At 51.2% G+C, this 23,647-nt stretch carries 26 protein-coding genes; 4 read left to right on the forward strand and 22 right to left on the reverse strand.

Translation table 11 applies throughout. From position 1 onward, the window contains the following. On the forward strand, positions 1-74 hold a 74-nt coding region (locus tag BEB42_RS22965), incomplete at its 5' end, for an IS1 family transposase (protein WP_004200914.1). Positions 75-123: 49 nt separating this feature from the next. On the opposite strand, the gene BEB42_RS22970 is transcribed toward BEB42_RS22965, so the two are convergent. From BEB42_RS22970 to BEB42_RS23005, 6 genes are all read right to left on the reverse strand, one after another. Beyond that, a complete protein-coding gene (locus BEB42_RS22970) occupies positions 124-399 on the reverse strand; it encodes a type II toxin-antitoxin system RelE/ParE family toxin (protein ID WP_000421252.1) in 276 nt (91 codons plus the stop codon). After that, the gene (locus tag BEB42_RS22975; protein WP_001178089.1) at positions 399-683 is read right to left on the reverse strand and encodes a CopG family ribbon-helix-helix protein; all 285 of its coding nucleotides are present in this window, start codon (positions 681-683) and stop codon (positions 399-401) included. The genes BEB42_RS22970 and BEB42_RS22975 overlap by 1 nt, the downstream gene beginning before the upstream one ends. A 909-nt stretch (positions 684-1,592) precedes the next feature. Then, positions 1,593-2,450 (reverse strand): incFII family plasmid replication initiator RepA, encoded by an 858-nt coding sequence (gene repA / locus BEB42_RS22985; protein ID WP_000130933.1) that lies wholly within the window; start codon positions 2,448-2,450, stop codon positions 1,593-1,595. Further along, complete coding sequence (gene tap / locus BEB42_RS22990; RefSeq protein ID WP_064717003.1) at positions 2,443-2,517, reverse strand: RepA leader peptide Tap; 75 nt, start codon at positions 2,515-2,517, stop codon at positions 2,443-2,445. Before tap ends, repA begins: the two co-directional genes overlap by 8 nt. A gap of 233 nt (positions 2,518-2,750) precedes the next feature. Then, positions 2,751-3,008: a replication regulatory protein RepA gene (locus BEB42_RS23000; RefSeq protein ID WP_000083843.1), complete on the reverse strand. Its 258-nt coding sequence runs from the start codon at positions 3,006-3,008 to the stop codon at positions 2,751-2,753. Positions 3,009-3,291: 283 nt separating this feature from the next. Continuing rightward, positions 3,292-3,441: a Hok/Gef family protein gene (locus BEB42_RS23005; protein ID WP_001312851.1), complete on the reverse strand. Its 150-nt coding sequence runs from the start codon at positions 3,439-3,441 to the stop codon at positions 3,292-3,294. A 334-nt stretch (positions 3,442-3,775) separates the two neighbouring features. On the opposite strand from BEB42_RS23005, the gene BEB42_RS23010 reads away from it, so the two are divergent. After that, positions 3,776-3,982 (forward strand): hypothetical protein, encoded by a 207-nt coding sequence (locus BEB42_RS23010; RefSeq protein ID WP_001262247.1) that lies wholly within the window; start codon positions 3,776-3,778, stop codon positions 3,980-3,982. A gap of 80 nt (positions 3,983-4,062) precedes the next feature. Here the strand turns inward: BEB42_RS23010 and BEB42_RS23015 are convergent, their stop codons facing one another. From BEB42_RS23015 to traI, 7 genes are all read right to left on the reverse strand, one after another. Continuing rightward, the gene (locus BEB42_RS23015; protein ID WP_000141887.1) at positions 4,063-4,629 is read right to left on the reverse strand and encodes a hypothetical protein; all 567 of its coding nucleotides are present in this window, start codon (positions 4,627-4,629) and stop codon (positions 4,063-4,065) included. Positions 4,630-5,073: 444 nt separating this feature from the next. Next, positions 5,074-5,529: a hypothetical protein gene (locus tag BEB42_RS23020; RefSeq protein ID WP_001095945.1), complete on the reverse strand. Its 456-nt coding sequence runs from the start codon at positions 5,527-5,529 to the stop codon at positions 5,074-5,076. Positions 5,530-5,577: 48 nt separating this feature from the next. Continuing rightward, positions 5,578-5,910: a hypothetical protein gene (locus tag BEB42_RS23025; RefSeq protein ID WP_000008339.1), complete on the reverse strand. Its 333-nt coding sequence runs from the start codon at positions 5,908-5,910 to the stop codon at positions 5,578-5,580. A 33-nt stretch (positions 5,911-5,943) separates the two neighbouring features. Beyond that, positions 5,944-6,570, reverse strand: coding sequence for a PIN domain-containing protein (locus BEB42_RS23030; protein WP_040080517.1), 627 nt, complete (start codon positions 6,568-6,570; stop codon positions 5,944-5,946). Positions 6,571-6,787: 217 nt separating this feature from the next. Next, positions 6,788-7,348 (reverse strand): fertility inhibition protein FinO, encoded by a 561-nt coding sequence (locus BEB42_RS23035; protein ID WP_000139347.1) that lies wholly within the window; start codon positions 7,346-7,348, stop codon positions 6,788-6,790. Between the two features lie 53 nt (positions 7,349-7,401). Further along, a complete protein-coding gene (gene traX / locus BEB42_RS23040) occupies positions 7,402-8,142 on the reverse strand; it encodes a conjugal transfer pilus acetylase TraX (RefSeq protein WP_000206159.1) in 741 nt (246 codons plus the stop codon). A 19-nt stretch (positions 8,143-8,161) separates the two neighbouring features. Beyond that, positions 8,162-13,432, reverse strand: coding sequence for a conjugative transfer relaxase/helicase TraI (gene traI, locus BEB42_RS23045; protein ID WP_032219139.1), 5,271 nt, complete (start codon positions 13,430-13,432; stop codon positions 8,162-8,164). An 81-nt stretch (positions 13,433-13,513) separates the two neighbouring features. On the opposite strand from traI, the gene vapB reads away from it, so the two are divergent. Next, on the forward strand, positions 13,514-13,741 hold the full coding sequence (vapB, locus tag BEB42_RS23050) for a toxin-antitoxin system antitoxin VapB (protein ID WP_000450532.1): 228 nt from the start codon (positions 13,514-13,516) through the stop codon (positions 13,739-13,741). Beyond that, positions 13,741-14,139, forward strand: a complete 399-nt coding sequence (gene vapC, locus BEB42_RS23055) for a type II toxin-antitoxin system tRNA(fMet)-specific endonuclease VapC (RefSeq protein ID WP_000911315.1) — start codon at positions 13,741-13,743, stop codon at positions 14,137-14,139. Before vapB ends, vapC begins: the two co-directional genes overlap by 1 nt. 8 nt (positions 14,140-14,147) lie before the next feature. On the opposite strand, the gene traD is transcribed toward vapC, so the two are convergent. From traD to traQ, 9 genes are all read right to left on the reverse strand, one after another. Continuing rightward, positions 14,148-16,364, reverse strand: a complete 2,217-nt coding sequence (traD, locus tag BEB42_RS23060) for a type IV conjugative transfer system coupling protein TraD (RefSeq protein WP_040100291.1) — start codon at positions 16,362-16,364, stop codon at positions 14,148-14,150. A 252-nt stretch (positions 16,365-16,616) separates the two neighbouring features. Next, complete coding sequence (gene traT / locus BEB42_RS23065) at positions 16,617-17,348, reverse strand: conjugal transfer complement resistance protein TraT (protein ID WP_000850422.1); 732 nt, start codon at positions 17,346-17,348, stop codon at positions 16,617-16,619. A 24-nt stretch (positions 17,349-17,372) separates the two neighbouring features. Next, positions 17,373-17,894 (reverse strand): conjugal transfer entry exclusion protein TraS, encoded by a 522-nt coding sequence (traS, locus tag BEB42_RS23070; RefSeq protein ID WP_000632669.1) that lies wholly within the window; start codon positions 17,892-17,894, stop codon positions 17,373-17,375. Between the two features lie 32 nt (positions 17,895-17,926). Then, positions 17,927-20,743, reverse strand: a complete 2,817-nt coding sequence (gene traG / locus BEB42_RS23075; protein WP_001007052.1) for a conjugal transfer mating-pair stabilization protein TraG — start codon at positions 20,741-20,743, stop codon at positions 17,927-17,929. Further along, positions 20,740-22,113 (reverse strand): conjugal transfer pilus assembly protein TraH, encoded by a 1,374-nt coding sequence (gene traH / locus BEB42_RS23080; protein WP_170816519.1) that lies wholly within the window; start codon positions 22,111-22,113, stop codon positions 20,740-20,742. The genes traG and traH overlap by 4 nt, the downstream gene beginning before the upstream one ends. After that, positions 22,113-22,493 carry an F-type conjugal transfer protein TrbF gene (gene trbF, locus BEB42_RS23085; protein ID WP_024186094.1) on the reverse strand — a complete coding sequence of 127 codons (381 nt, stop codon included), beginning with the start codon at positions 22,491-22,493 and terminating at the stop codon, positions 22,113-22,115. Before trbF ends, traH begins: the two co-directional genes overlap by 1 nt. Beyond that, entirely contained in the window at positions 22,480-22,821 is a 342-nt protein-coding gene (gene trbJ / locus BEB42_RS23090) for a P-type conjugative transfer protein TrbJ (RefSeq protein WP_001443031.1), read from the reverse strand. The genes trbF and trbJ overlap by 14 nt, the downstream gene beginning before the upstream one ends. Then, a complete protein-coding gene (trbB, locus tag BEB42_RS23095; RefSeq protein WP_000059851.1) occupies positions 22,751-23,296 on the reverse strand; it encodes a type-F conjugative transfer system pilin assembly thiol-disulfide isomerase TrbB in 546 nt (181 codons plus the stop codon). The genes trbJ and trbB overlap by 71 nt, the downstream gene beginning before the upstream one ends. Next, positions 23,283-23,567 (reverse strand): type-F conjugative transfer system pilin chaperone TraQ, encoded by a 285-nt coding sequence (gene traQ / locus BEB42_RS23100; RefSeq protein WP_000624109.1) that lies wholly within the window; start codon positions 23,565-23,567, stop codon positions 23,283-23,285. Before traQ ends, trbB begins: the two co-directional genes overlap by 14 nt. Between the last annotated feature and the right edge of the window lie 80 nt (positions 23,568-23,647).

The following is a 23,647-nucleotide window of genomic DNA, read 5'->3' on the forward strand; positions in this document are numbered from 1 at the left end:
TGTCGTTCTCAAAATCGGTGGAGCTGCATGACAAAGTCATCGGGCATTATCTGAACATAAAACACTATCAATAAGTTAGAGTCATTACCCTGCAGGCTATGTTAAGTTGTCCCCACACACAATCTACCTGTTTTCTCGTGTGTGCCACAGGGCCAATACATAAATAGTCTGGCCAGTAAGTTCGTAACGGATTTCGTACTCGCCAGCAAAAATCCGTCTGACCTCCCTGGGTTCAAACTGAAACAACTGTTCTCCCATACGTGGATGAGTTAACAGAATGACCGGAGCCTGTGTCAGGGCCTGCACCGTTCTGGCAGCAGCAGGTTTACTGGCCAGTACCAGAAAATCATATAACCGCGCCAAATCAGAAAGCGCCTTACTGGTCCACTTCAGTTCCATCAGCGTGGCACCGGTAACGGATTATCAGTACTGAGGCTGTCCGCCCAGGCCTGTACAGCCTGATGGTCGATAACCTGTCCGGATGTCACATCGTCCAGGGCTTCCAGCGTCAGGCGATTACGCTCCTCCTCCTGGGCAAGCCATGCAGAAAGCGCCTGTTTGATAACCCAGCCCCGGGAGCGTTCCAGCCTGGCTGCCATCTGGTCGACTTTATCAGCCATAGGTAATGGCACATGCGCGGTAATGACTTTTGTTGCCTGTGCAGTATTGTTTTTCATTTGCATATCCGATTAGTTGTTAATCATATTTAATCATAGTGATTACTATCAGACGAAACAAGGCAAATAATGCGCGCCAGCGCATGTAAGGCGGCACTCTGTTGTTTCATATGATACTGGAGTAAAACCGCCGAAGCCCGGCGTAAGCCGGTACTGATTGATAGATTTCACCTATCCCATCCCAGTCCTGCAAAGCTATACCCGTTATCAGCGATGAAAATGTCTCTGTGCGCGGTCGGAGTGGTCCCGACAAGGGTTTACCCGCAGTCGGGGCGTATCTCCGCGTTAGCGGGCCGTCAGGGCCGCTTACGAGCGTGTACTCGATACGTCCAGCCAGAAGGCTGACAGCAATGAGATGTTTAGTTACAACATTCATAATTAAAAGCGACTCTGTTCCGGCCCTTTGGGCCGGGGCGAGGCCGCTTTTCAGTTATGAGGAGGGGCTTTGTGGTTTCGGTTCTGCGCGGAACCCGGGTTTTTCCGGGGTCTATGTCTGCATGTTGTAACTAAATCGGCTCCGGCCGGGGCCCGCCGCTTGCGGTGGGAGGTGCATATCTGTCTGTCCACAGGACAGGCAGTGAATAGGTTTTATTTTTAAATGAATGTAGTTAAGTAGTTTAAAGGAGATATAAACAGGTGTTTAAAAGATACATTGCACCCTGTAAGGCTGGCGGCTGGCGCTTTATGACATAAACGGTTGTAACTTTATGGAGAAGTCCCTTGCAGTTTAATGTGGATAAGCAAAATTACCCGTCTGTGAGGCGTGTTTTGTATCGAAAACAGGGGGGACCGGATGCACCAGAAGGTGGATGATGAGGTTGTTTTTTGGATGTGGTGCCGATTTTTTGTGCACTAACGGGCTTCAGGCGTGCGAATGCCTCCGGCGCGTGCCGGATTATTCTGAGGAGGTCACTTTCAGGGGGAAGCTGTGGCCAGCCGGCTGTAATTACGGTTACGTGACAGAATCATGCGCTCCTTCACACGACGTTCCACTTCGCGTTTTACCGCCTCACGATTAGTAGTGAAGCGCCCTTCCGAGATTTCACGTGTCAGCTGCCGTTTCACCAGGGTGACGATATCCTGGCGTTCCCTGCCCGCATCACGACGCGCACGGGCACGCTTTATTCCCCGGGACTTAAGCTCTGTCTGGTAACTGCGGAAACGCTCACGCACAAAACGCCAGGCTTTCGCTATCAGTTCATCCATACACAGGGTATCCAGCCCCTGCTTTTTGCGCTGTCTGTTTTCCCATTCCACACGGCTGCGGCGTGCGGAAGCCACCGCCTCTTCTGAGATATCGAGAGCAGCAAACAGCGCCGGTGTGAACGTGATGTCGGTCGGAATATAGCAGCCAATAAGCGGGTCATATTCCGTCTGGTAGGTAATCAGTCCCAGCTCTGACAGGAATGTCAGGGCCCGGGTGGCCCGGGTGATGGAGAGTGTTCCGGCAGCAGACTCCGTCGCCAGTCCGCACTCAATGGCCAGTGTGGTGATGGAGCACTGGACGCGGTTGGCCAGCGGGTCATAGTGAAAACACAGCCCCTGCAGCAGCGCATCAATGGCCCGGCGACGCAGTACCGGTGGCATGCGTCGACGCAGGCCACGCGAACGGGCATGCGCCACATGAATGGCGAAATCAAAACGGGAAGTGAAGCCCACCGCCTTTTCCATCAGTTTTTCGCAGAACTTCAGCGTTCCGGCACCTTCACGGGGTGTAAACACCGGATTCGGGTTCTTTACCTGGCGGTAATACCTTTGTTGAAGATCAGTCACACCATCCTGCACTTACAATGCACAGAAGGAGTGAGCACAGAAAGAAGTCTTGAATTTTTCCGGGCATATAACTATACTCCCCGCATAGCTGAATTGATGGCTATGCGGTTTTATGGGGCCCCGGTAATCTTTTCGTACTCGCCAAAGTTGAAGAAGATTATCGGGGTTTTCGCTTTTCTGGCTCCTGTAAATCCACATCAGAACCAGTTCCCTGCCACCTTACGGCGTGGCCAGCCACAAAATTCCTTAAGCGATCAGCAATCTATCACTCACGCCTGAGATAAGCAAGAATGTGAATATTTACGAAGTCGCTCTGCGTTTCAGCTCTGATTCAATCAGTTTTTCAAGCATCTGCGCCTGGGTAATACCTTCCTCATCCGCCAGTTCACTCAGCCTGTCTTTTAACCGTGCCTGGATAACCGCATGAAAAGCCTTATGAGTGTTGCTTCTGCGAGCCAGAGAAGCTCTTTGCCTCTCTCTGGCCGGAACAGGATTACCTTTCCGGTATGCACGCTTGGTGCCTGATGAGGAAGTCACTGCATTTTCTGTCTGCGACATCTCGCCTCCTCAATACTCAAACAGAGATCGTTTCGCAGAGGATACTACAGTTTTTTGAAATCAGCGACTTGAAAGTTGTGACGATGATCAGTGTTGGCGCACAAATCATGTCTGATTACGACCGTTTAATGTGATTTTGATAATGAAATGACTGAAAAGCAGGAAATGCCTTAACCAGGATGCCGGCCCCGGGCGGGACCGGCGGTTTCTGGCATTTCGGGTGTCTGCCCCTGAAATACCTCACACTTCCGGAAAGCGGGGACTTCCGTCCCCGCCCGGCAGCTTACTTCCGTGCTTCGTAGGCCAGAGTTACCTGCACCACTGTATTTCCCCTGTGAATATTCAGCTCACATAACCGTTCCCTGAATATCAGTGAAAAACACAACACCGTGGCGCACACGGCGAGCAACCCGATAAGGGCATACTTCGTCATAAACTTTGACCTCTCTGCAAGGAAGAGGCTACAATCAGTAGTGCAACGTACTTCATGCAGACCTCACGAGTTAATGGATTAACGAGTGGGGTCTTCGCATTTCTGGAACCTGCGTCTTGCCTGAACCAGAAAGGCTCAGACACCCGCAGCAATAGTACCACACTTCAGCCAGTCGGTTAATTATCTGATAACCTTAATAATTATCAGTATTTCCCGAATTGTTCCATACCTGTTTGTACGTAAAATCCCCTAAAAAAGATAATAACGATATCGTTCGTTATCTGTCAGATAGCTGTGAGTTTCTGTTTTCACTTATTTTACGAGAGTTGATAGTATGGCTAACGCAATTTACCTGGCTTATTTTCTTATCGCCATTCTTAATACATGGTTTCTGGTGCAACAAATTAAAACCAGAAAAACACTGGCTATATCTCATGAATCCTCAGCACTGTTAAAAGAAACCAATATTAATATCGGGCTTTCCGTATTAATTTATCTTGTTGATATTATGTTTGTATATATGACAAATGCCATTCACTAAATAATACCGGAAACGCCGGAAGCGGGGAAAACTTGCTTTTTCCCGTTTCCGGGGTTGGACAACTGAGCAACGCGAAGGCGTCAGGCAACGTTTGCCTCTGACGTATCCCATAAATTTATTACCAGATGCCCCGGAATTTGCCTCTTTGGCATCTTTTTACCACCTGATACAAAAACATCTGAAAGTTTCATATTGATATTTGCCTTCTCAGTATAACAAAACAGATCGGATATTATATAATTAGCCTCCTGAGAGACAGGAGTTGCCGAGAACCTGTAGCCATTCACACTAACCCCGCAGGGTTTATCAAACATCAGTTCATGACTACCAAGCACTTTATCTGCCAGCTCTCGCTGTATCATGGCGGTGCTTCTTTTCAGAGTGGTTATTTCCTGTAAAAAGTTTTCAGAAACGCTCTTCAGCTGTAATAACTCTTTTGATATAAAATCTGATTCCTCAGCCGTTTTTATATCCTGCAGAATTTTATTAATCATCCACTCCACGGAAGACTCAGACTCAATTATGCTATTGACGACATCAGCACACTGATAGCGTTTTTTCTCTTCAGCGTTCGGAGCATAACGGCTGTTCAGCGTAACAATCCCATAATTCATAGTTCCTTCCCATGAATTATCTTCAAAAGTCATACTTATTCCCCAGTGAAATAACTTAGTGATATCTTTATTTTTGTTCACCCATATTATCTGGAGAAGAACTACAATCAAAATAAGACAGGACGGGGGTCTAAGCCGGAATCCCAGAAAATTCCGTCACTAAAGCGAGTCACAGACAGCTTTGCATGACATTGAATAAGTGACGGGTTATGTGACGAATTCAGTGTCGAAATCGTTGTTTCTGTGAGTGTCACTCAATCGGTCGTTTATGTGACAACCCACGCCGTTACTGGTCGCGGAAAAATCTAGGTTTCCGGCTTGGAACCCCATATAAAGACGGGACAGAAACATTATTTGCTTTCGCGACATTTATTTAATTTCCCGCTTTTCATAAATAATCTTCAGCACATCCAGATTTATTACAACAAAACAACCATGAATAAGATAAACAGGATTACACAACAGAAAAGTTAATTATTATCCACCTGGCTGATGGCAGGGGCAGACGCTTCCCTGACAACTTACAACAACAATATTATCCTTACCCGTTAACTTCCCGACAGTCCTAAAGTTGCACTTCAGTCCGGACGCATCTCTTTTATGTACTGCAACAATAAGTTGCTTATCAAGTTTTCTGGCTGTCATGGCAAACTGTAATATTGCCGAACCTTCTCCCAAATCCGGCCACCCGACACAATTAAAAATAATAACGTGCTCTTCAGAATTTAAGGCATCTCTGACAACAGAAACAGCATAGTCATTTCTGCCAGCAACCAAATCACCATCACCGCTTGCCTGACTGAAGTCATAATATTTAGAATCAGGCATGTAATATCTCTTAAAAAACCTATCAATTTGGGTGACAGAATTCCCTACAATAAGAACATTATGCTCATATCTCGCTATCAAATCTGATGCTTCCTGAGTATTCATATATTCATTCTCGTCATTTAATTTCACAAAAGAATCACAACAGGCACTTTAATAATTCCCGTACCACCATCCATCATCTTTTTTGTTTAGAATAATACAAACACTGCGCACACCTGCAGGCAGTATTTCTTTGCTGAATTTACCAGCGAGCGTGAATGTACCGGAAGACAACTTCAATCCCTCCCCGGGTGAATCTGTTGGTTTTAATCTTATCTCTTTCGCATCATAGTCCAGCTCTGTGATGATGAATTCTTTTTCTCCACGAACTGCAACACTCACATAAAGACCTGACGCGCCGGATTTTGTCCTTCTTACTGTCAGTCTGGCATTACCCTTATCTTTAAATGATGCCCTCTGTTTTGTCACAGGAATAAATGACATTCTTTTCTCCTTATTTAGCATTATAAATCATGGCTACTTCCGATCACTCAAAGATGACCAGGTAATTTTGCTTTCTTTAACTTTTATCACCCTCCGACGAATCAGTTCATCACGAATATCCTTAGCCAGCGTTTCACTCCACTCTTTCCGCATCTGTGACTTCAGATAGTTATTAAATGACTTCACTGACGCTGGCATATTACGGGGTTCTCTGGCATATAACTGAATCTTATCTACCCAGCGCACAATAACATCAATACAAATAACGGGGAATGCTGCCAGAACAGCTCTCTCAGGTGTGACACGACGGCTCTGAATGCCCTGCCTGCGCAGCGTCTGTATAATCCCGTCATATCCCTTATCTGCTGAAATAATATGGTATGTATTATCCCTCTCACCACAACAGGTCATCCGGCCAAGTTCAAGAACCAGATGAAAATCAACATTATTTTTTGACACTCCGCTTGTCTGTCTGATACTTATTTTTACATTATCCGGAAATGAATTAACCGGTAGTACAACATTTTGCTGCAGGGGGCCGGTAAAGATGATTAATTCTGTATATTCTTTAAGTGATATATTTTTCAGATTACTGCAGTTCTCATAATCAATAAGGGCAATACATCTTTCTGTATCTTCTCCCCTGATTATCTTCTCCATAATAATTATGATCTCCATATGCTTTTTGTAAAACTTTCATGACAAAACATTACATCAGAGGGGTTATCAACCGTAATATGCTGTGCTACCTTTCCGGGGTATTCTCTGGACGTGGGCACAGATTCTGTACATGATGAGGCATATACAAATATACTGATTCACACTAGGATACGTCTGGGATGAATCCTTCGGCCTCCGACCCCATGCGGAGGCTTTTTTATTTCTCATTGAGCACGGCCTGTAGTTCTGCCTTTATCCGGTTCTGGCGACGGATTTTCTCCAGACGCGCTGCCGCATACGCTTCTTCCTCCTGAGAAATATGCTCCGTCACATACCCTTCCGTGTCATACCGACAAGCACCGGCTTTCATGACACACAGATAGCTTTCTGAACGGGTAATGGCCTTCAGCGCCCTGCGCAGTTTTTTATGCGAAAGCGGGATATTCCGCTGCGCCACATCTTCCAGTAACACGTCCCGGATACCGCAGGCCAGAAGCCGGGGCGTGTCACCGTCAAATAATCCCGGCCACCAGGGCTTCAGGGTATTCACAGCTTCATCCAGCGTGGGCAGGTTCAGATAAATGGACAGCGCCTGTCTGGCCTGCGCTTTTTTTGCCGCCAGCTCTGCTTCCCGGGCTGCTTTCTCGGCCAGTTTCTGCTTTTTCACCTTCCATTTTGGTGGCGTGGTGACATTGATGATGGTTTTCCGGCTGCGGACAGGCGTCTCCCCTTCCGTTTTCCGTTTCAGTGTCAGTACCGGTCGTTTCTGCTCTGTCATGCTGTGTTCTGCCTCTGACGAATCATCCTTTACGGTCAAAGATACCACACCCTTCACAGTGCCAGAACGCCCAGCACAGCCAGATGACAGGCATAGAACGTCGGGAAAAAATCCCCGGGCCAGAAACGGGGTAATGATTTCCCTGCACAGGACACCAGACCAACGGTCAGCACCGTCATCACAAGGCCGGCCACCGCCGCGGCATCACTGGTGGCAAGGTTAAGTGCCGGAATCACGGCCAGCAGGCATGCAACCAGCGCCAGACGTTCCGTTCTGTCTTCCGCCCGGTACAGCCGGTGGCTGACAGCCAGCATCAGCAGCCCGGCAATGCCGTAACTGGTGCCAGACAAAGGCCCCCACAGTGCCATCATGAGAATGGCCGCTGCAGTACGCCACCCACTGCGCGTTTCACACCATGTCAGCACCTGTGCCGCAACTGCAAAGGCAAACAGGATATTCCCCTCATACCTGGGAAAGCCGGCCAGATAATATGCGAACTGGGCAATCACCGCCCATCCCCACAGCCGGTTAATGGCCTCCTGCCGGATATGCGTATGACGGGACAGATTCAGCCCCCACACCAGGGCAAACAGCGGAAAGGCCCCACGCCCGACCAGAAACATCCACGTCTGGTCCAGATGCAAAATGCGGTTTGCATGGTCCAGTACCATCAGCACCAGTGCCACCGTTTTGATGATATCCCGCTGTCCCGGAGACCAGACCAGCAACGACTGCAACCAGGTATCGGTCCGGGCAGCCAGTGAATCGTTACGTGTCGTGTTCTCTGTTGTCATCAGCGTGTGTCTTCCTGTATCAGTCTCCGCCCAGGGTTTTCTCTTTCTGCAGGTCACGGACCATATCCCGCTCCATCTGCTGAAGTCGCTCCTGCAGCAGATTTTCCCGGGCAATTTCCCTGACAGCTTCCCGCACCCGTTGAGGTTCACGCAGTACACCCTCCGGCAGCGCGGCTTCCCGTTCAGTTATGGCAGCCCGGTCACGCTCCTGCCCGGCAATCTCCCTGACAGCCTGCTCTGTTTTGCCATCCGGCAGGTCAGGTTTGTTCTCTGCCATTTTACGGACAATTTCATCTGCGCGGTGTTCCGTTTCACGACGGATGGCCTCTTCAGCCTGCCGCTGTGCCAGCACCTCTGCCGTGACCGGTTCGCCATTTCCGGCTCCCGGCTGGACACTGTTGTCCGGGATATCCCCCCACACGCGACCACCGGTGATGGCACCGGGATTCCACGGACGACCTTCACCGGCGATTCTCACCACCACACCGCTGTCAGGATTATCACGGGCAATCCGGACACCATCCTGCATATTATCAGCCAGCAGGCTCTCTCCGTTACGGCTGCCCTGCAGGGCCACGAACTGCGCATCCCCGCAGCCTTTCACCCGTCCTTCACCACTGAATCCCCGCAGCCCGTTTCCGTCATCCGTGGTCAGTGGGTTCAGCCAGATACCTGCTGACTTGCCGTTACGGTCAAACGCCGGCAGTGCCACATACGGCTGCGGATATTTGCGCCCCGGTGCAATAAACCGTGCCGGACTGTCTCCCCCGGCCAGCCCCGCCTGACGGAGAACAGCACGCCCTGCCGCCACGTCCCGCAGTTCCCGCGCCGTACTGAACAGCCGCTCTGCATTCATGACCTCCCGGTCCGGTTTCGGCTCAAATACATCGTGGGCCGTTCCTTTCTGTACGGCATTGTTAATGGCATCCGTCCAGCCCTGACGGTTATCGGTGTACACCTGCACATGCTGCTTCATACGCGACAGGGCCACGTAGGCTGACTCAAAGCCGGCCATCAGTTTCCGGTTACCTTCCGTGCCTTCAAGCGCAATGGCAAAGGTTTCACTTGCCCCCTGCGCACCGTGAGCGGTGATGGCATAGGCCAGGTCAATATGTTGCTCTGCCTGCTCCTGGCCGGGGCGAATCTCCCGGGTCTGCTGTCCGTCCGACAGCGTGACACTGTCACCGGAAACTGCTGTCACCGTCCAGACGCTGTTGGCAACATAACCGCGCTCCCGGTCACTCTTCGTGAAGCGCATCCGGTCACCGGTCCCCACCCTGATGGTGTCCGGGGTGTACAGTGTGACACCTTCAGCCACCGCCTCCCGGGGAGAAATCAGCCGCGTGTTACCTTCCGCATCCTGCAGGGTTATCAGCCCGTCATCCTTACTGATACCGGCAATCCGATGATACACATTATCCACCAGGACAAGTGCGTCCCGATGTGTCTCCCAGGTGGAGAGACGACGCAGCTCCCCGTCACGTATATTCGCTGTGTTCAGGACAGGCACCATGACCTGCTCTTTCCCCAGCTCACCGGCCTTTTCCCGTACATCATGAATCATGCTGTTCAGTACGCGCCGGTCCTCATTCAGGTGCGTGACAATCAGCGTCTGCTCCCGTGCTTCCGGTGTTCTGCCGGTATAGTCGCGGACAATGGCTTCATACAGTGTCATGGGGACATCCGGAAAAGCCTCGCCTTTCAGCATCGCCTTCTGCTGCGCTTCTGCCAGTTTCGCTTCCTGGCTGTGACTGAACTCCGTCACGGAGTGCTCCGGTGCCCATGCGCCCTCCTGACGTGGCACCTGAGACGGTTTCACACTCTCAAGCCCGGACAGTGCCCTTTCCACATCCCGGTTAATCAGGCTGTATACCGCCTCCCGCAGTTCCGGCGTCTGACGCACAATCTCCTTCATGATGGCCACATCGGCAGCACTGCGCGTCTGCTGGAGACGGAAAGGCTGACCGGGCGCGATGGCCTGCAGCTGGTCCGTGTCACCACTGGCCACCGCCCTACCGCCACCGGCCGCAATCAGGGCGTATGCCCGTGCCATGTCGGTATTGCCCACCATTGAGCTCTCATCGAGCAGGAACAGCGTGTTGCTGAAATCCGGCGTTTCTCCGCTGCGCTGCTGCAGCTGCGTGTCATGCAGAAAGGACGCCAGTGTTTGTGCATCCACGCCGGCGCTGCGCATCTCACCGACCGCACGGTGCGTGGGCCCCAGCCCAACGATACGGGGACGCTCACTCTCCAGCAGCATGTTCACGGCTGACATCACCGCCCGGAACTGTGTGGTCTTACCCACACCGGCATACCCCTGCACCACCGTGAAACGGTCGGACGTTTCCAGTATCATGCGGGTGGCGGCACGCTGTCCTGATGTCAGTTTCTCCATGAGTTCGCTAGGTACTCTCTCCATCAGCGGCGTGACCGCCTCCTTACCTTCGAGAATATGGCGAAGAATGCTTTTTTCAGCCTCATACGACGCACGGGAAACCAGCAGGCCTGTGCCATAGCCTTTTTCCACATCCACATACAGTAAATCACCGCGTTTTATCTGCGCATTGATTTCCCCTCCCAGGTCAGTAAAACTGGTTCCTTCTGCAGCAAACGACTTCGCCTCTGTCAGCAGGTCCACCATGCTGAAGGCCAGGTTTTTACTTTCCAGCACAGGAAGGGCCAGATGAATGGCCTGCTGTGCCGGCGTGTGAAGCCCTGCTTTCTGCAGACTGATAGCGGTTTCCAGCAATGTCTCACCGGCACGCGCCTTTATCTGCTCAGAAACCACCGTAAAGGAGGGATGGCGGGCAAGTTTTTCCGCAGTACGGGTTTCATCCAGCGAGGAATACAGCCGGACATCACGACCGCTGCGGGCCAGACCGTTCAGGGTGGCGTTGTCCATTGCCATCTGTGTGACGGAGGCAAAAACCTTCGCACTGTCACTGACGGAATGCCCGGGCGTTTCCACCCAGCCGTTCTCCAGCTTCAGTGCCGTGAACGGTGAATCAGCCACAGGCAGGGTGGCCGGTTCAGCCCGCCCCGGCACAACAACCGTCATCGCATCTTCACTGACGGATGCCGCCTGCAGGCGGTCACCGCCGTAGACGCGGAGTCCGGGAATTTTCCCTGTCACCCTCAGACGCTCGCCGTCTGCCACCGGCATTTTTTCCGGCCGGAACAGCGACCAGCTGCTGTCCAGAGAAGAAATACGCACCACCTGCGTTTCACCCTGCGCATCCCGCAGGGTCAGGCAGTGACTCTGCGCCGTCACCCGGTCTATCACATAGCGGTCATGACTGCGTGTCTCCGGGTTCCACTGCTCCATCACCATTCCCGGGCGGTACATATCCCGCAGATAACGGCTCCGGCTGTCCAGCCAGACCGGTGACAGTGCCGTCATGGTCACCTCCTGATGACCGAGCACGCCCTGTGTTTTCAGCTCGCTGCGAATGGCCTGTGTCAGTATGGCCTGTTCCCGTACCCCGCTGACCTGTGCCACGCTCTCTTCTCCGGCTTTCACGCTGGCCGCAAAATCTCCGGCCAGCCGGGCATAGCGGACATTACGGTCTGGTTCACTGATGATGGTGGCCGGTCGCTGTTCTCCCCCCTGCCAGCGATATGTGTTCACCCCGGCATCCTTCATGGCCATAAGTGCACTGCCTGTACCGGTTCGCTGCCCGCTGTCGGTTATCAGGACCTGTACGTTATGACGTGCGGCACCGTCCAGCAGGGTTAACGTCTCTTTCAGGGAGAGTTTTTCGCCCTGGTCAACGATAACGGTACTGCCCGGTGTGAAGGTCATGCCCTCCTGCAGCTGACGACGTCCGGTTATCAGCTCACCGGACAGCCGTTCATCCTGCTTCAGGTTCATCTGCGAACGACGGTCAGCAGCGATAATCTGCACCTCCCGCCCCTGCTCCCGGGCCATCATGACCAGTTCAGCCACCCGCTCACGCTGCCCGGCTGCACCGCCCTGCCCGGACACAATGGCCAGCGACGGGCGATCCTGTGCCAGAACACTGACGGCATCGCTGTAGCCGGCCGTCCGGGGGACACTTTTCTCCGGATGTACGGTCACCCGGTTCTGTTTCATGATATCGCGACTGAGTGCCCGGACTGACAGTTCATCGAGCACATGAATCCCGGACGTGAACAGCCCCTTCTCACGGTCAAGGGGGATGAGTTGCTCACGGCTGATGGCCTCATCGATACCGGCGCGTGCCCGTTCAATCACACCATTTTCCGGCGGCAGTATACCGACCGTTCTGGCCAGCACGTCCGTGTACGTAAACTGCACTTTTTGTTCACTTAATCCGGCAATCGCCTGTGTCACCGCCTGCTGCACATCCGGCCCCTCCTGTGAAACAGCCCCGGGCGCCTGCGTGCGGGTCTCCGCACGCTGATCCGCCGCGTCACGATATGCCCGGATGTCGAACCTGGTTTCCTTCAGCGTCTGCATCCACTCGGCCATTCTGACTTCAGGATCGACGTGCTGTTTGGATTTTCGCGTATCCAGCGCCGCCACATCCCGGGATTTCAGCGAGGCGTCTTCCCCGACGGCCTCCCGGATAGTCTGTGAGCGTCCGGAAAAGGCCTCCACCGGTACGCCCGGCATCTCCCACATACCGTGCTTACCAACCACTTCCGTTTCATAGCCCAGCGCCTCAACCTGCTCTTTCAGTTTTTCCCGGTAGAGCCTGCCGAAGGCAATCTGATTAGCGTACACATTCTCAATGAACCCCGTTTTCCCCACTTTATCACTGCTCAGTGTCTTCCACTCGCCGTTATGCTGCGTGACATTGGCCACTACCGCATGTGTGTGTAACTGTGGTTCCTGATCGCGACTGGTGTCGTGGTTAAACAGTGCCATCACCAGATTACCGGTCAGCACCGTTTCTGACTGTCCGTCCGTCATAACCCGTGTGGAAGCCAGCGCCTCCACCTGACGGACAGCAAAATCCACGGCCTGGTTATGTGCATCAATAAGACGTTTGTCCCCCCCGAGCATGGCCATCATGGAGACACTTTTGGGAGCGGAAAAGGTCAGGTCGTAGCCGGGACGATGCCTGTTACGGCCATCCTGCATGCGGCTTAAATCCGCCCCGTCTGGCAACCTGCCCTCCAGAAGGCGGGTAAAGACATCCTTATCGACACTGCCCTGCAGCCCCAGTTGTTCAGCCCCCTGGCCGGCCCAGCGTTCTCCCATGCTGCCCAGCACATAGTAATTATCCTTGTCGGTATAATAGTTCCCGGCACTTCCGGCCGATCTGACCTGCGCAATACTCATCATAAACGTATATCCCTTTGACATATCCCGGCATCAATCCCACAATGGATATACACAAGACATATCCACATAAGGAGGCAAATAATGGAAACCACCGTATTTCTCAGCAACCGCAGCCAGGCGGTCAGACTGCCAAAAGCGGTTGCATTGCCGGAAAACGTAAAACGCGTTGAAGTGATTGCTGTCGGACGAACCCGAATCATTACGCCTGCCGGAGAGACATGGGACGAATGGTTCGACGGAAACAGTGTCAGCGCTGATTTTATGGATAACAGGGAACAGCCTGGTATGCAGGAAAGGGAGTCATTCTGATGCTGAAGTTTATGCTCGATACCAACATCTGCATTTTTACGATAAAGAACAAACCCGCCAGTGTCAGGGAACGTTTTAACCTGAACCAGGGGAGAATGTGCATCAGTTCGGTCACTCTGATGGAGCTGATATATGGTGCAGAAAAAAGCCAGATGCCTGAACGTAATCTCGCTGTGATCGAGGGATTTGTTTCCCGCATTGACGTTCTGGATTACGACGCTGCTGCTGCCACACACACCGGCCAGATAAGAGCAGAACTTGCCCGTCAGGCACGCCCTGTCGGGCCATTTGATCAAATGATCGCAGGTCATGCCCGCAGTCGGGGACTGATTATTGTGACTAATAACACCCGGGAATTTGAACGTGTGGGCGGCCTGAGAATTGAAGACTGGAGTTGACCTGTTCATCAGAAATCATCTCCCGGCTCAACATCCTCCCCGCGCTCCCGGTGCACATTAATGTTCACCTCTTCACGACGCTGCATCTGCTGCTGGATGTCCGGATGATTTTCCTGTTGCCATGCCTCATAAGCGGCCATATCCACCACTTCACCGGATTCACTGATCCCGGGTGGCAGTTGCTGTTCCATCTCTTCTTCCGGTTTCATTTTCAGCTCCTGCTCGATCCCCCCTGCCGGAACATTCACACCTGAATCTGACTTCTTATCGTTGATGGCAGGAGACACCGGCTGTTGCGGCTGTTGCGGCTGTTGCGGCTGTTGCGGCTGTTGCGGCTGTTGCGGCTGTTGCGGCTGTTGCGGCTGTTCAGCCTGAGTCACGTCTTCTCCGGAAACAACCTCCGGGACATCCGGTTCGAAGAGGCTGGCCATCTGACGACCTTCTGCTTCCCTTGCGGCAAGTACGGCACTCAGACGGTTCTCCATTTCCGGGTTGATGTCACGCGGAATAAACTCCGGAGCGACCTTCGGTCGTGTCTGATATTTCAGAGAGAGTTTTACTGCCGGATACGGTCCGGGCAGGGTGACATAACAGGTCAGATCCGGCAGAGACTGAATGTCGGAATAACTGACCAGCGTCTGGCGCTCCATATCCTTACCGGTCGATACCCCGTCACGTACCGGATCAGCACCGTAGGAATACTGCTCGCTGGCTTTCAGGTGCTCTTTCTCACCAATTTCACCGGCAGCGAACTCTGCAATCTTATGGCTGGGAGAACGGAAAAAGGCACGGGTGTTCATGACGTCAAACAGCGAGGCAGCCGCTTTCTCACCGTAGATATCTTCCAGCTGGGCATAGGACTGGATACCAAACACATAACAGCCACCGAACTTACGGGCTTCCGGCAGGATCTCCACCAGGTCCGGCAGTTTGTGTAACGTGGGTAACTCATCACAGAAAAACCACACACGACGGTTACGGTTTTCTCCCATTGCCAGCAGACCACGAATGGCAATGGACAGCCACATGGAGATCACCGGCTTCAGGGAGGCATGGGTGTCGGCATTCGACGAAATAAACAGCCAGCCGTTTTTCTGATCTTCCCGGACACCACGCATCCAGTCACGGATGGTAAAAGACTCACCGTTATGCTCAATCCCCTGCAGGTAACGGATGGCTTTCACGTAGTTGGTCAGCACAGCACGGATGGAAATCGCCGTTTTCTCAATTTTCTCTTCCACCAGGTTGGCCGCCGGTGAATTACGCAGGAAGGTACGCAGTTTTTCGATTTTGATGGAAAGCAGTGTGTCCACCAGTTTGCTGTAGCTGCGGTTGGGGTCATTACGCATCAGGTACGCCGCTTCCGCAAAAATGGTACGTCCTGACCCCTGCCAGAACGGGTCCTCTTTTGTGCCCATCGGGATCAGCGTGTTCGCGGTATTATCAAAATCCGGCTGTGTCAGGCACTCCTTCCACAAATCCCAGGCGGCACAGCGGGCATCCAGCGGATTCAGGATTTTATCGATGGAGGGATCATAGTAACTTTTAACAAATTCCCCTGAACGGTCATAAATCACCACCATATCTCCACGCTGACGGGCGTAGTTGGCCAGACGACGGATAACTTCCGACTTACCGGCCCCGACCGTGCCGTGCAGACAGAAGTTCTGGATTTCGGAATCCCGGATAATCGGCAGGTCGCCAATCCGTATATCGGAGTCCTTGCCGTCTTTTTTCAGCATCCGGGCAACGTCTTTCGGATTGTCTGTCAGCTGACGACCACCTGTGACTTCATTTTCGCTCTGTTGTTTACCCTGACGCCCCAGAATCCAGGAGACAACAAAGAAGGTAATCAGGCAAATAACCAGTGCCACAACTGTGGCCAGAACGAATGCGGACCATAGCTGCTCTCCGCACCAGATCATATATTTATCATGCAGTACCTGAGCAGCATTCATCCGGAAGGTTTTGCCGTAATACTGGATCTCATATACCGGCTGGGACTTGATTAAATCCCGCATGCCTTCCAGCGTGGTACACCACCAGTAAATACAGCCGTTCACAAACGTCTGCCAGCTTATTTTTACCCATAAAACCAGACCAACGAGTATCCAGAAAAAAATAAACAGGCAGTAAAGCATGATATTGGCGATCTGGCTGAACATGCGGATACGCATGGACGCAATCTGACCGCCCTGGGTCATATCCTTTGCGTTAAAACTCATGATGATATTCCGAAGAAAAAAAGTCAGTCGGACTGATTATTAATGATGAAAAGATTAATAACCGTTAAATTCCGGCTTCGCCGGCAACACTTCACGGTCGCACAAAGAATTTGCACAACCGCTCAGTGTTTTCATATTTATTTCGGAAACGCCGGGGAGAAATAAAATTTATTTTATTTCTTTCCGGGGTTGGACAACGAGCAAAGCGAGGCGTCAGTCAGGAGGCCGGTCAGACCAGCCTCCGGAAGATAATCAGAGAATATTTGCGATTGATTTGGCCAGCTGGTCTTCGAGAACAGGCTTCGCCTCTTCAAATTTCAGGTTAACCTTGTTCGCATTTGAGACCACACGGGTCTGGTATTTATGCTGGTTACCTGTTTCTGTACTGGTCTGAATTTTCGCACCTGATGTGCCCTGACGCAGGGCGGCAACATTATCCGTTGTCACCGTTGCCTTAGTACGCTCTGCAATCTGCACATCCGTGATCATGGTATAGTTCACATCTTCCACCATCGCATCTGCAGCCATACCCACCAGACCGGCAGCAAGGCCCACACCGAGTGTGGCACCGGCAGAATTGGAATTATATCCGGTGATACCGGCACCTAACGCTGCACCAACTGCTGCGCCTTCATAACCACGGTTCAGCCATCCCTGAGACTCCCGCAGATCCATCTTATCGGCCTTCAGCACATTCGCCTGAATCCAGTAGTAGGCTTTATCCGGAGAAGTCACCACCTGATACCCTTTTGCTTTCACAGCATCAGCAATTTTGCCCTGCAGCCCACTCATGTCTTTATCAGACGTGTTTTTGATCTGCAGAAATACCGTGCGTTCGCTGGCGGGTTCAAGCCAGATGGTCTCACTCATCTGAGTCTTCACCTCAAGGTTACGCTTCTTGATTGCTGTGCTCATCGCACCACACCCTGAAAGGGCCAGAGTGGAACTGACCAGTGCAACCATCATTAGTTTTTTTGTTTTCATCATATATTTACTCTCTAATATCTTTTATTTTACTATTGATAACTTCTTGTTTTTGACGTAACTATTGATTGCATCAATAACACCAACAAATTGATATCTACCGATATCTAATTGAATCAAGAACGCCATAATAACCGTCACTAAAATTGCGCCAAAACCGTATATAATCCCTCCACCTAAAAAAGACCATAAAAATATAACTCCCATATACACAATGAAATACACTTTAAGTTTTGATGATATAACCCTCATTACAGATGATGTCTTTAGGAATTCTTCCGGCAGAGAGAAATATAACATTCTAATCCTTGCCACAATAAACAGAATAATAAGTCCAAGCCATCCTCCGGCTAACACAGCAGTGAGTGTTTCACTTGTCTTTTGTGTTATTAGAAATGACATTAGCAAGGGACAAAAAATCATCCACCCCATGATGATAAGCCCGGGTTTTAATCCCTGCCATAGTGACGGAATTCTAATATCTCCTGAGTCAATATGTTTCTTTAAAACTTCCAACTCACTACTGATAATTTGTTGTGTAATCATGGTCTCTCCATACCCTACCCAACATGTTATGATTATTCTTTATGCTGGTAACTCTTTGCTTTCTCTAAAAGCTCTTTCGGACTATCAGCACCAGGTATTCTTTCCTGAGCCAACTTTTCTTCATTATATTTATTATTCTGAGTTAATGCTTCTGTTTTATGATGATTTTGTAGTTCAGAATACTGCCCTTTTACAATATTTTCCTCGCCTCGGATGCTGTTCTGAGTATCTCCGATATTACCTCGATATTCTGTGACCATATTATCAACCTGATGTTTTACATCATTACGGATATTACTGTCCTGCGTTCTTTGCTCAATAATGGCCTGATGTCCCTGATGATCAGCAATAATATCCTGGCTGCCACCACCCGAAGGTACGCTCTCCATTCCTTTACCTATATCTCTACGGGATTCACGCCAGGTGTTATCAACACCAGGCTGTACCTGTTCCTGCACAAAAGACCACGCCATAGCCCGACGGCGTTCTGCAATCTCCGGCGAACTGGTATTTGTCAGAATAGCTTCAACATCCTGCGGTGCGTTTTTCATCACATACTGTGCAAACTGTTGCGACAGATCTTCACTCATCTGCCCACTCATACTCTCAGTACGGGATGCCATTTCAGCATATTCATGGCTGCGGGTCATATTCGTCGTGTACTGGTCGTAACTCTGTTTCGCTGAATTCAGGGCTGCAGACAACTGATCCACACGGGAATCAGCATTATTGTCAGTATGGCTGCCGGATTCACTGACTTTGCGGCTGGTAAAGTAATCGCTGGCTTCTTTAAAGTCTTGTGTAGCTCTGGCATCGATATCATGACGAGCATCATGGCTGGCCCGTGAACCACTACTGGCTTCATGTGAGTCAAGATCACTGCCATCAATGCTTGCCTTAGCTCCGGCCTGGAGACCAACCCCTCCACCGTTACCCAATACACTTATGCCTAAATGCCCTTTAGCATAAGCATCACCGTAAAGGCCAAGCGACGCATTTGTACTTCTCGAGGCCAGTTCTCTCGTCGCCTGCTCATTACTGATATTATGCGCCTTCGCATAGCTTTCCACTGCACTGCGCATACGGCTGGCCATCATGGAGTCCTGAGCACTCATCGTGCTGTCAGCACCACCAGTGACAGAGTCACTGCTCCCCCGGTTAGAGCCAAACTGACTGAGTGTGTTCCAGGCACTGGCAATACTGCTGCTGAAACCATGCAGGGCACTTTCGGCTCTGTTCGACGCCTCCCGGGCCATTTCCTGTTGTGCCGCTGCAATCTGACGCGTTGCATTGATACCGACCGGTAACCGGGACATCGCTCCGCTTGCATCCATCACCATATTACCGTCACGGGTCTGTGTGGCGGTTGCGCCACTGCCGGTCTGGTACATCATCTGACCAAACGACGTGGTGCTGTTGGTGCTCCAGCTGAAGCCGTTCACGTTTTCCGTCTGCATGTTGCCGTAGGAGTAATTACCGTCAACCACACTGCCTGCTGCACTGGCCGTTGGACTGATAGATGAAGAGGCGAAGTGGCTGTACACGCTGGAAAAACCTGCGCCAAGGCCTTTTACCATCATCCATGACAACGGGGGGATCATGGCTGAAAGATACCCGGCAGTGGAGGCCAGGTCAGAGTATTTCAGCTGTATCTGAGAGAGTTCAGACAACACGACCGGCGCACCATTCTGTTTCGCATAGAATGTCATGGCACTGTTCAGAATGGCATACAACAACGGCCAGGTCTGCAGCCACATCAGGGCAAACACATACCCCTTTAATACAGACAATGTCAGCTTGTTAAAGACAGCCGCCAGTATCAGGAGCGGGAATATACCAATGGCAATCCCCGTCAGGATAGTCTGGACCATCGGCAGGTTTCGCATAGTTACATGACCAATGGAGACATGTGCCAGACGTTGTTTCTCCATCGATGACGTGGTGGCCAGACTTACCAGGCTGGCGGTGTCACCGTTACGGGCTGCATTACTGGTGATACCCTCTTTCAGGGCATTCATGGTGACGTTCTGGCGCATAATCTGGCTGGCAGACTGACTGGAGCCGTAGAAATAACTGTAACTGTCACTGACCAGTTGTCTGAATAACAGGTCCGGGTCCGGTCTGCCGCCAAATATCTGCTGCACATAATAATGCCAGGTCTTGCCTCCCGTCTTTGTATCGAGATTCAGCCTGTCTTTCAGCGTGACCGACGCATCCTTACAAGTTATGAAATTATTATTGTTGTCATAAACGCCCCGTAGCGGGCTGGGGCGGGAAAAAATCAGCGTGTAGGGGTCAGCGGAGGCCATCAGGTCTTCCAGCGTGTATTTATGATTCAGGTAAATATCACCCAGCACGCAGTTCTGGACGTAGTCCTGGAACAGATTGATGATTTCCGGATTCCGGGACAGGAAATCGGTGCTTTTCACAATCAGATTCGCCCCGAACAGCATCCCCGTTTTGCTGTAGGTGACGCTGTCCGGTTGCGTGAAGATCATCTCGTAACTGGCCACCATTGCATGCCCGATACGGGTCGTCAGTGAAAGTGGCATCGCCAGACCGACCGGCACATTATCCACCCGGTGAACTTTGACCAGGTCACTGTTATCAATAATCTGCACCGATGTGCGGACATTAACCAGCAGGCTGATAAGCACAAACACGGCCACCCAGCCCAGCAAATCCATCACGTTGTGCCGCTGTACCCACATTACGGCCACCGCGAGAACAGACAATGTGAGCGCAATTTTTTCAATGGAATCCCACGTCCAGGTTCCCATAAAGGCGGCAATGGCGTTCAGGTTATTCCGCAACCACTCACCACCGGCAATCACATAAACTTCATTCACAGCGTGCTCCCTCCGAAGTGATAGTTGTTCTGGTAACGACTGAGCATGCGGGCGGAAAGCTGCTGACGCATGTAGCTCATCTGACGATCGACAACCAGCAGCGCATCCTGCTGTACCTGCACCTGTGACTGAAACGCCGCAATCTGCCGGGTGGCATCATTCATGTTGTCGTTAATATGCCCGATAACCGCTTCGTCATAATTTCCCGTGGCCACCATCGCCCGTGCCTGCTGTATCAGCTCCTGAATGTACTGCAGCAGGATGTCGTAACCGATATAGTCCGTCAGCTGGTAAATCATACTGTTGGAAACACCGAGCATCTGCGGGTCAACCAGGTATTTGAAGACGGGGATGGTGGTACTGGAAATAAAGCCTTTTTCCTTGTCATCCAGAGGCGTGTCACTGACAGCCTTGTTCTGAATGCTGGCCAGAAGTTTAGTAATCTGAGACTTCAGTGCATTATCCCGGCTGATGGTCACCGGTGTGTCTGCCACCACTTTCAGGCATTTATCAGAATCGTTGCAGTGATAAATTTTTGCTGTGCCGCCTTCCATCATGGCCCGGATAATTGAGCGGTCAGTGGTTCTGGCTGACAGCGGTGTGATTTCGCCGTTGGGACCAAACACCAGTGAGCCGGTCAGCGTCATCACAAACTCTTTCAGCTCTTTGTTGCCGTCAAACATTCTGTTTTTGGAAAGCGCATTCCACATGATGTTAATGTTTTTGGTCACACGCTCCTTATCCTTGTCGCTGGCTTTATCCCTGACGCTGTCAGATTTACCGCCAACGGTACATCCCTGCCGGGAAGCCGCCCAGTCAGCAAAAATATTGCTCTCACCGGCAATGTCCTGACAGACTTTCTGCTGGGACACCTGCATCCGGGGGAAAAGCCCGCCGATAATCCCCTGCGCCGCCTGGCAGGAACTGAGGTTCATGCTGTTAATGTCGCTTGCCATTTTCTGCAGGAAGTCTTTTGCGGTTTTTATTTCCGGCACCGTTGTCTGCAGGGCAAGGTCAAAAAAGTAACCGGCAGCATTGCTCATAATCTGCTTAACAAAACGCTGCAACTGCTCACCATTAATAAAACTGAACGAGCCGAGATAGGCGTCGATGCCGCCACATCCAGCATTGATATCCGGCAGCGTCATGGAAATTAGCTGAACATTTTTGACCTGAGTACGGGCATACAGGGAGCCACCGTAAGCATAGCCGGCGGCCTGCCCCTGCCAGACGCCCGGCTGTGTGGTATTGGAAGCAAATCCCAGCTTATTAAAGAACTGATTCATGTCGCTGTTCACATCCGCTGACGCTGCAGGCGTCACCGTCAGTAAGGCGGCACAAAGAACCAGAAGAGGTTTAATGCGTGGCATCATTCTTGCCCTCCCTTAATGTGTTCTCCCGGTGCATACGACATTTCAGCAGGAATATCTCGATATTTCCGTATATTAATTCGTACATTGGGGACAGAAAAAAATGTAACAAGAAACCCGGCTGCAAGCGCATATAACGTATACGGAATGGCATATATCAGGATATTCCACATATAACTCGAATTATTTAATTCCGGGTCCGCTTTCCACGAATCAATACAGGCATCAAAAATAATATCCATAACTGTCCATAAAATAATTCCGGCAGTCAGGAATACCAGAGACAACCCAGCATACCTGCCAGTAATTCTGGAAATGCATTTATAATCTCGTTCTGTACTTCTGATTTTGAGCTCAGGATTACTTTTATTTTCTCTCATTATAAGTTCCCTCTGATATTTCCGATGATTCATTCAGACCGGTCATGCGGCTGTAATATATTTCAGACACCGAAATCCATCCCACAATTGCCCCCACAAAAAACACAACAGAAACAGAAAAGGTAAGACTCAGCGAAACGACAATTTCTACAGGGCTGGCGGGATAAAAAAGCCCCTGACGGATAAAGGGGATATTCAGGCTGACGATTATTCCCGTCACGATGCCGGATATTCCGGCAATGAGTAACACCACCTGCTTATTTCGCACCTTTTTTTCCTCCGTACATCTGCAAAACGGTATCCACCCGCGCCATAAAACCGGCGGCATCCGTTGCCCCCTGTAAAAGCGGTAATGCCTCAAGCGTGTTGACGTTGACCAGGAAGGTGGTCGGTGTGGCCACCGGGATATTCGGGAAGAAGGTCTGCATCACCTCCGGTGGCACCGGTAATGCTTCAGGAAAGGCCGTATCCCCCTGACCATCCAGGGTGTAGGAAAAAACGGAAAAGCCGTACTGCTGTGCCAGCTGTTTCAGTACCGGGTCAAACTGGTGACAGTAAGGGCAATGCCCCTGCATAAACAGCACCACCTTCCAGTCGGCCAGGTTAACCTGCCTGCCATTACTGAGGCGGAACCAGCGGGGAGCCGGCTTTGCTGTCCTGGCTGACGTGCCTGCTGCCGGTTGTGCAGGCTGCGTAGCCATACCCTGCGGATTCCAGAGTCGCTCTATTTCATCCCGGGTGGAGGCCTGCACAGCAGCGGCGCTCAGCAACAGGGTGAACAGCAGTGATTTAGTGAGAGACATGTCCGCCCTCCTGCTGCCCTTCCATCATGGCCTGTTGCCTGGCTTCCAGTGCCTCACGCTCTTCCCGGCTGACACGGGCAATCCATGCATCCAGCACCTGGTATGCGCCGAACAGTACGAGAATGGCCGCAATCAGCTCCGCCAGAAAAAAAGCCATCCAGGGTTTGCTGTAAACAAGACGGGCGACGATATGAAACCAGACACCCAGGGAAAATACCCACATTCCCGTAATATCAAGCCGGGGTAAAGAGAATCTGCGTTTACTTATCATGTTAAACTCCGGTTATTATTTACATGAGAGTATTCATGTCTGTAATATTCGCGTTTGTGTGATATTAATCAGAGGTACAA

The organism is Escherichia sp. MOD1-EC5990 (assembly GCF_002965285.1).
Taxonomy (GTDB): Bacteria; Pseudomonadota; Gammaproteobacteria; order Enterobacterales; family Enterobacteriaceae; genus Escherichia; species Escherichia coli_F.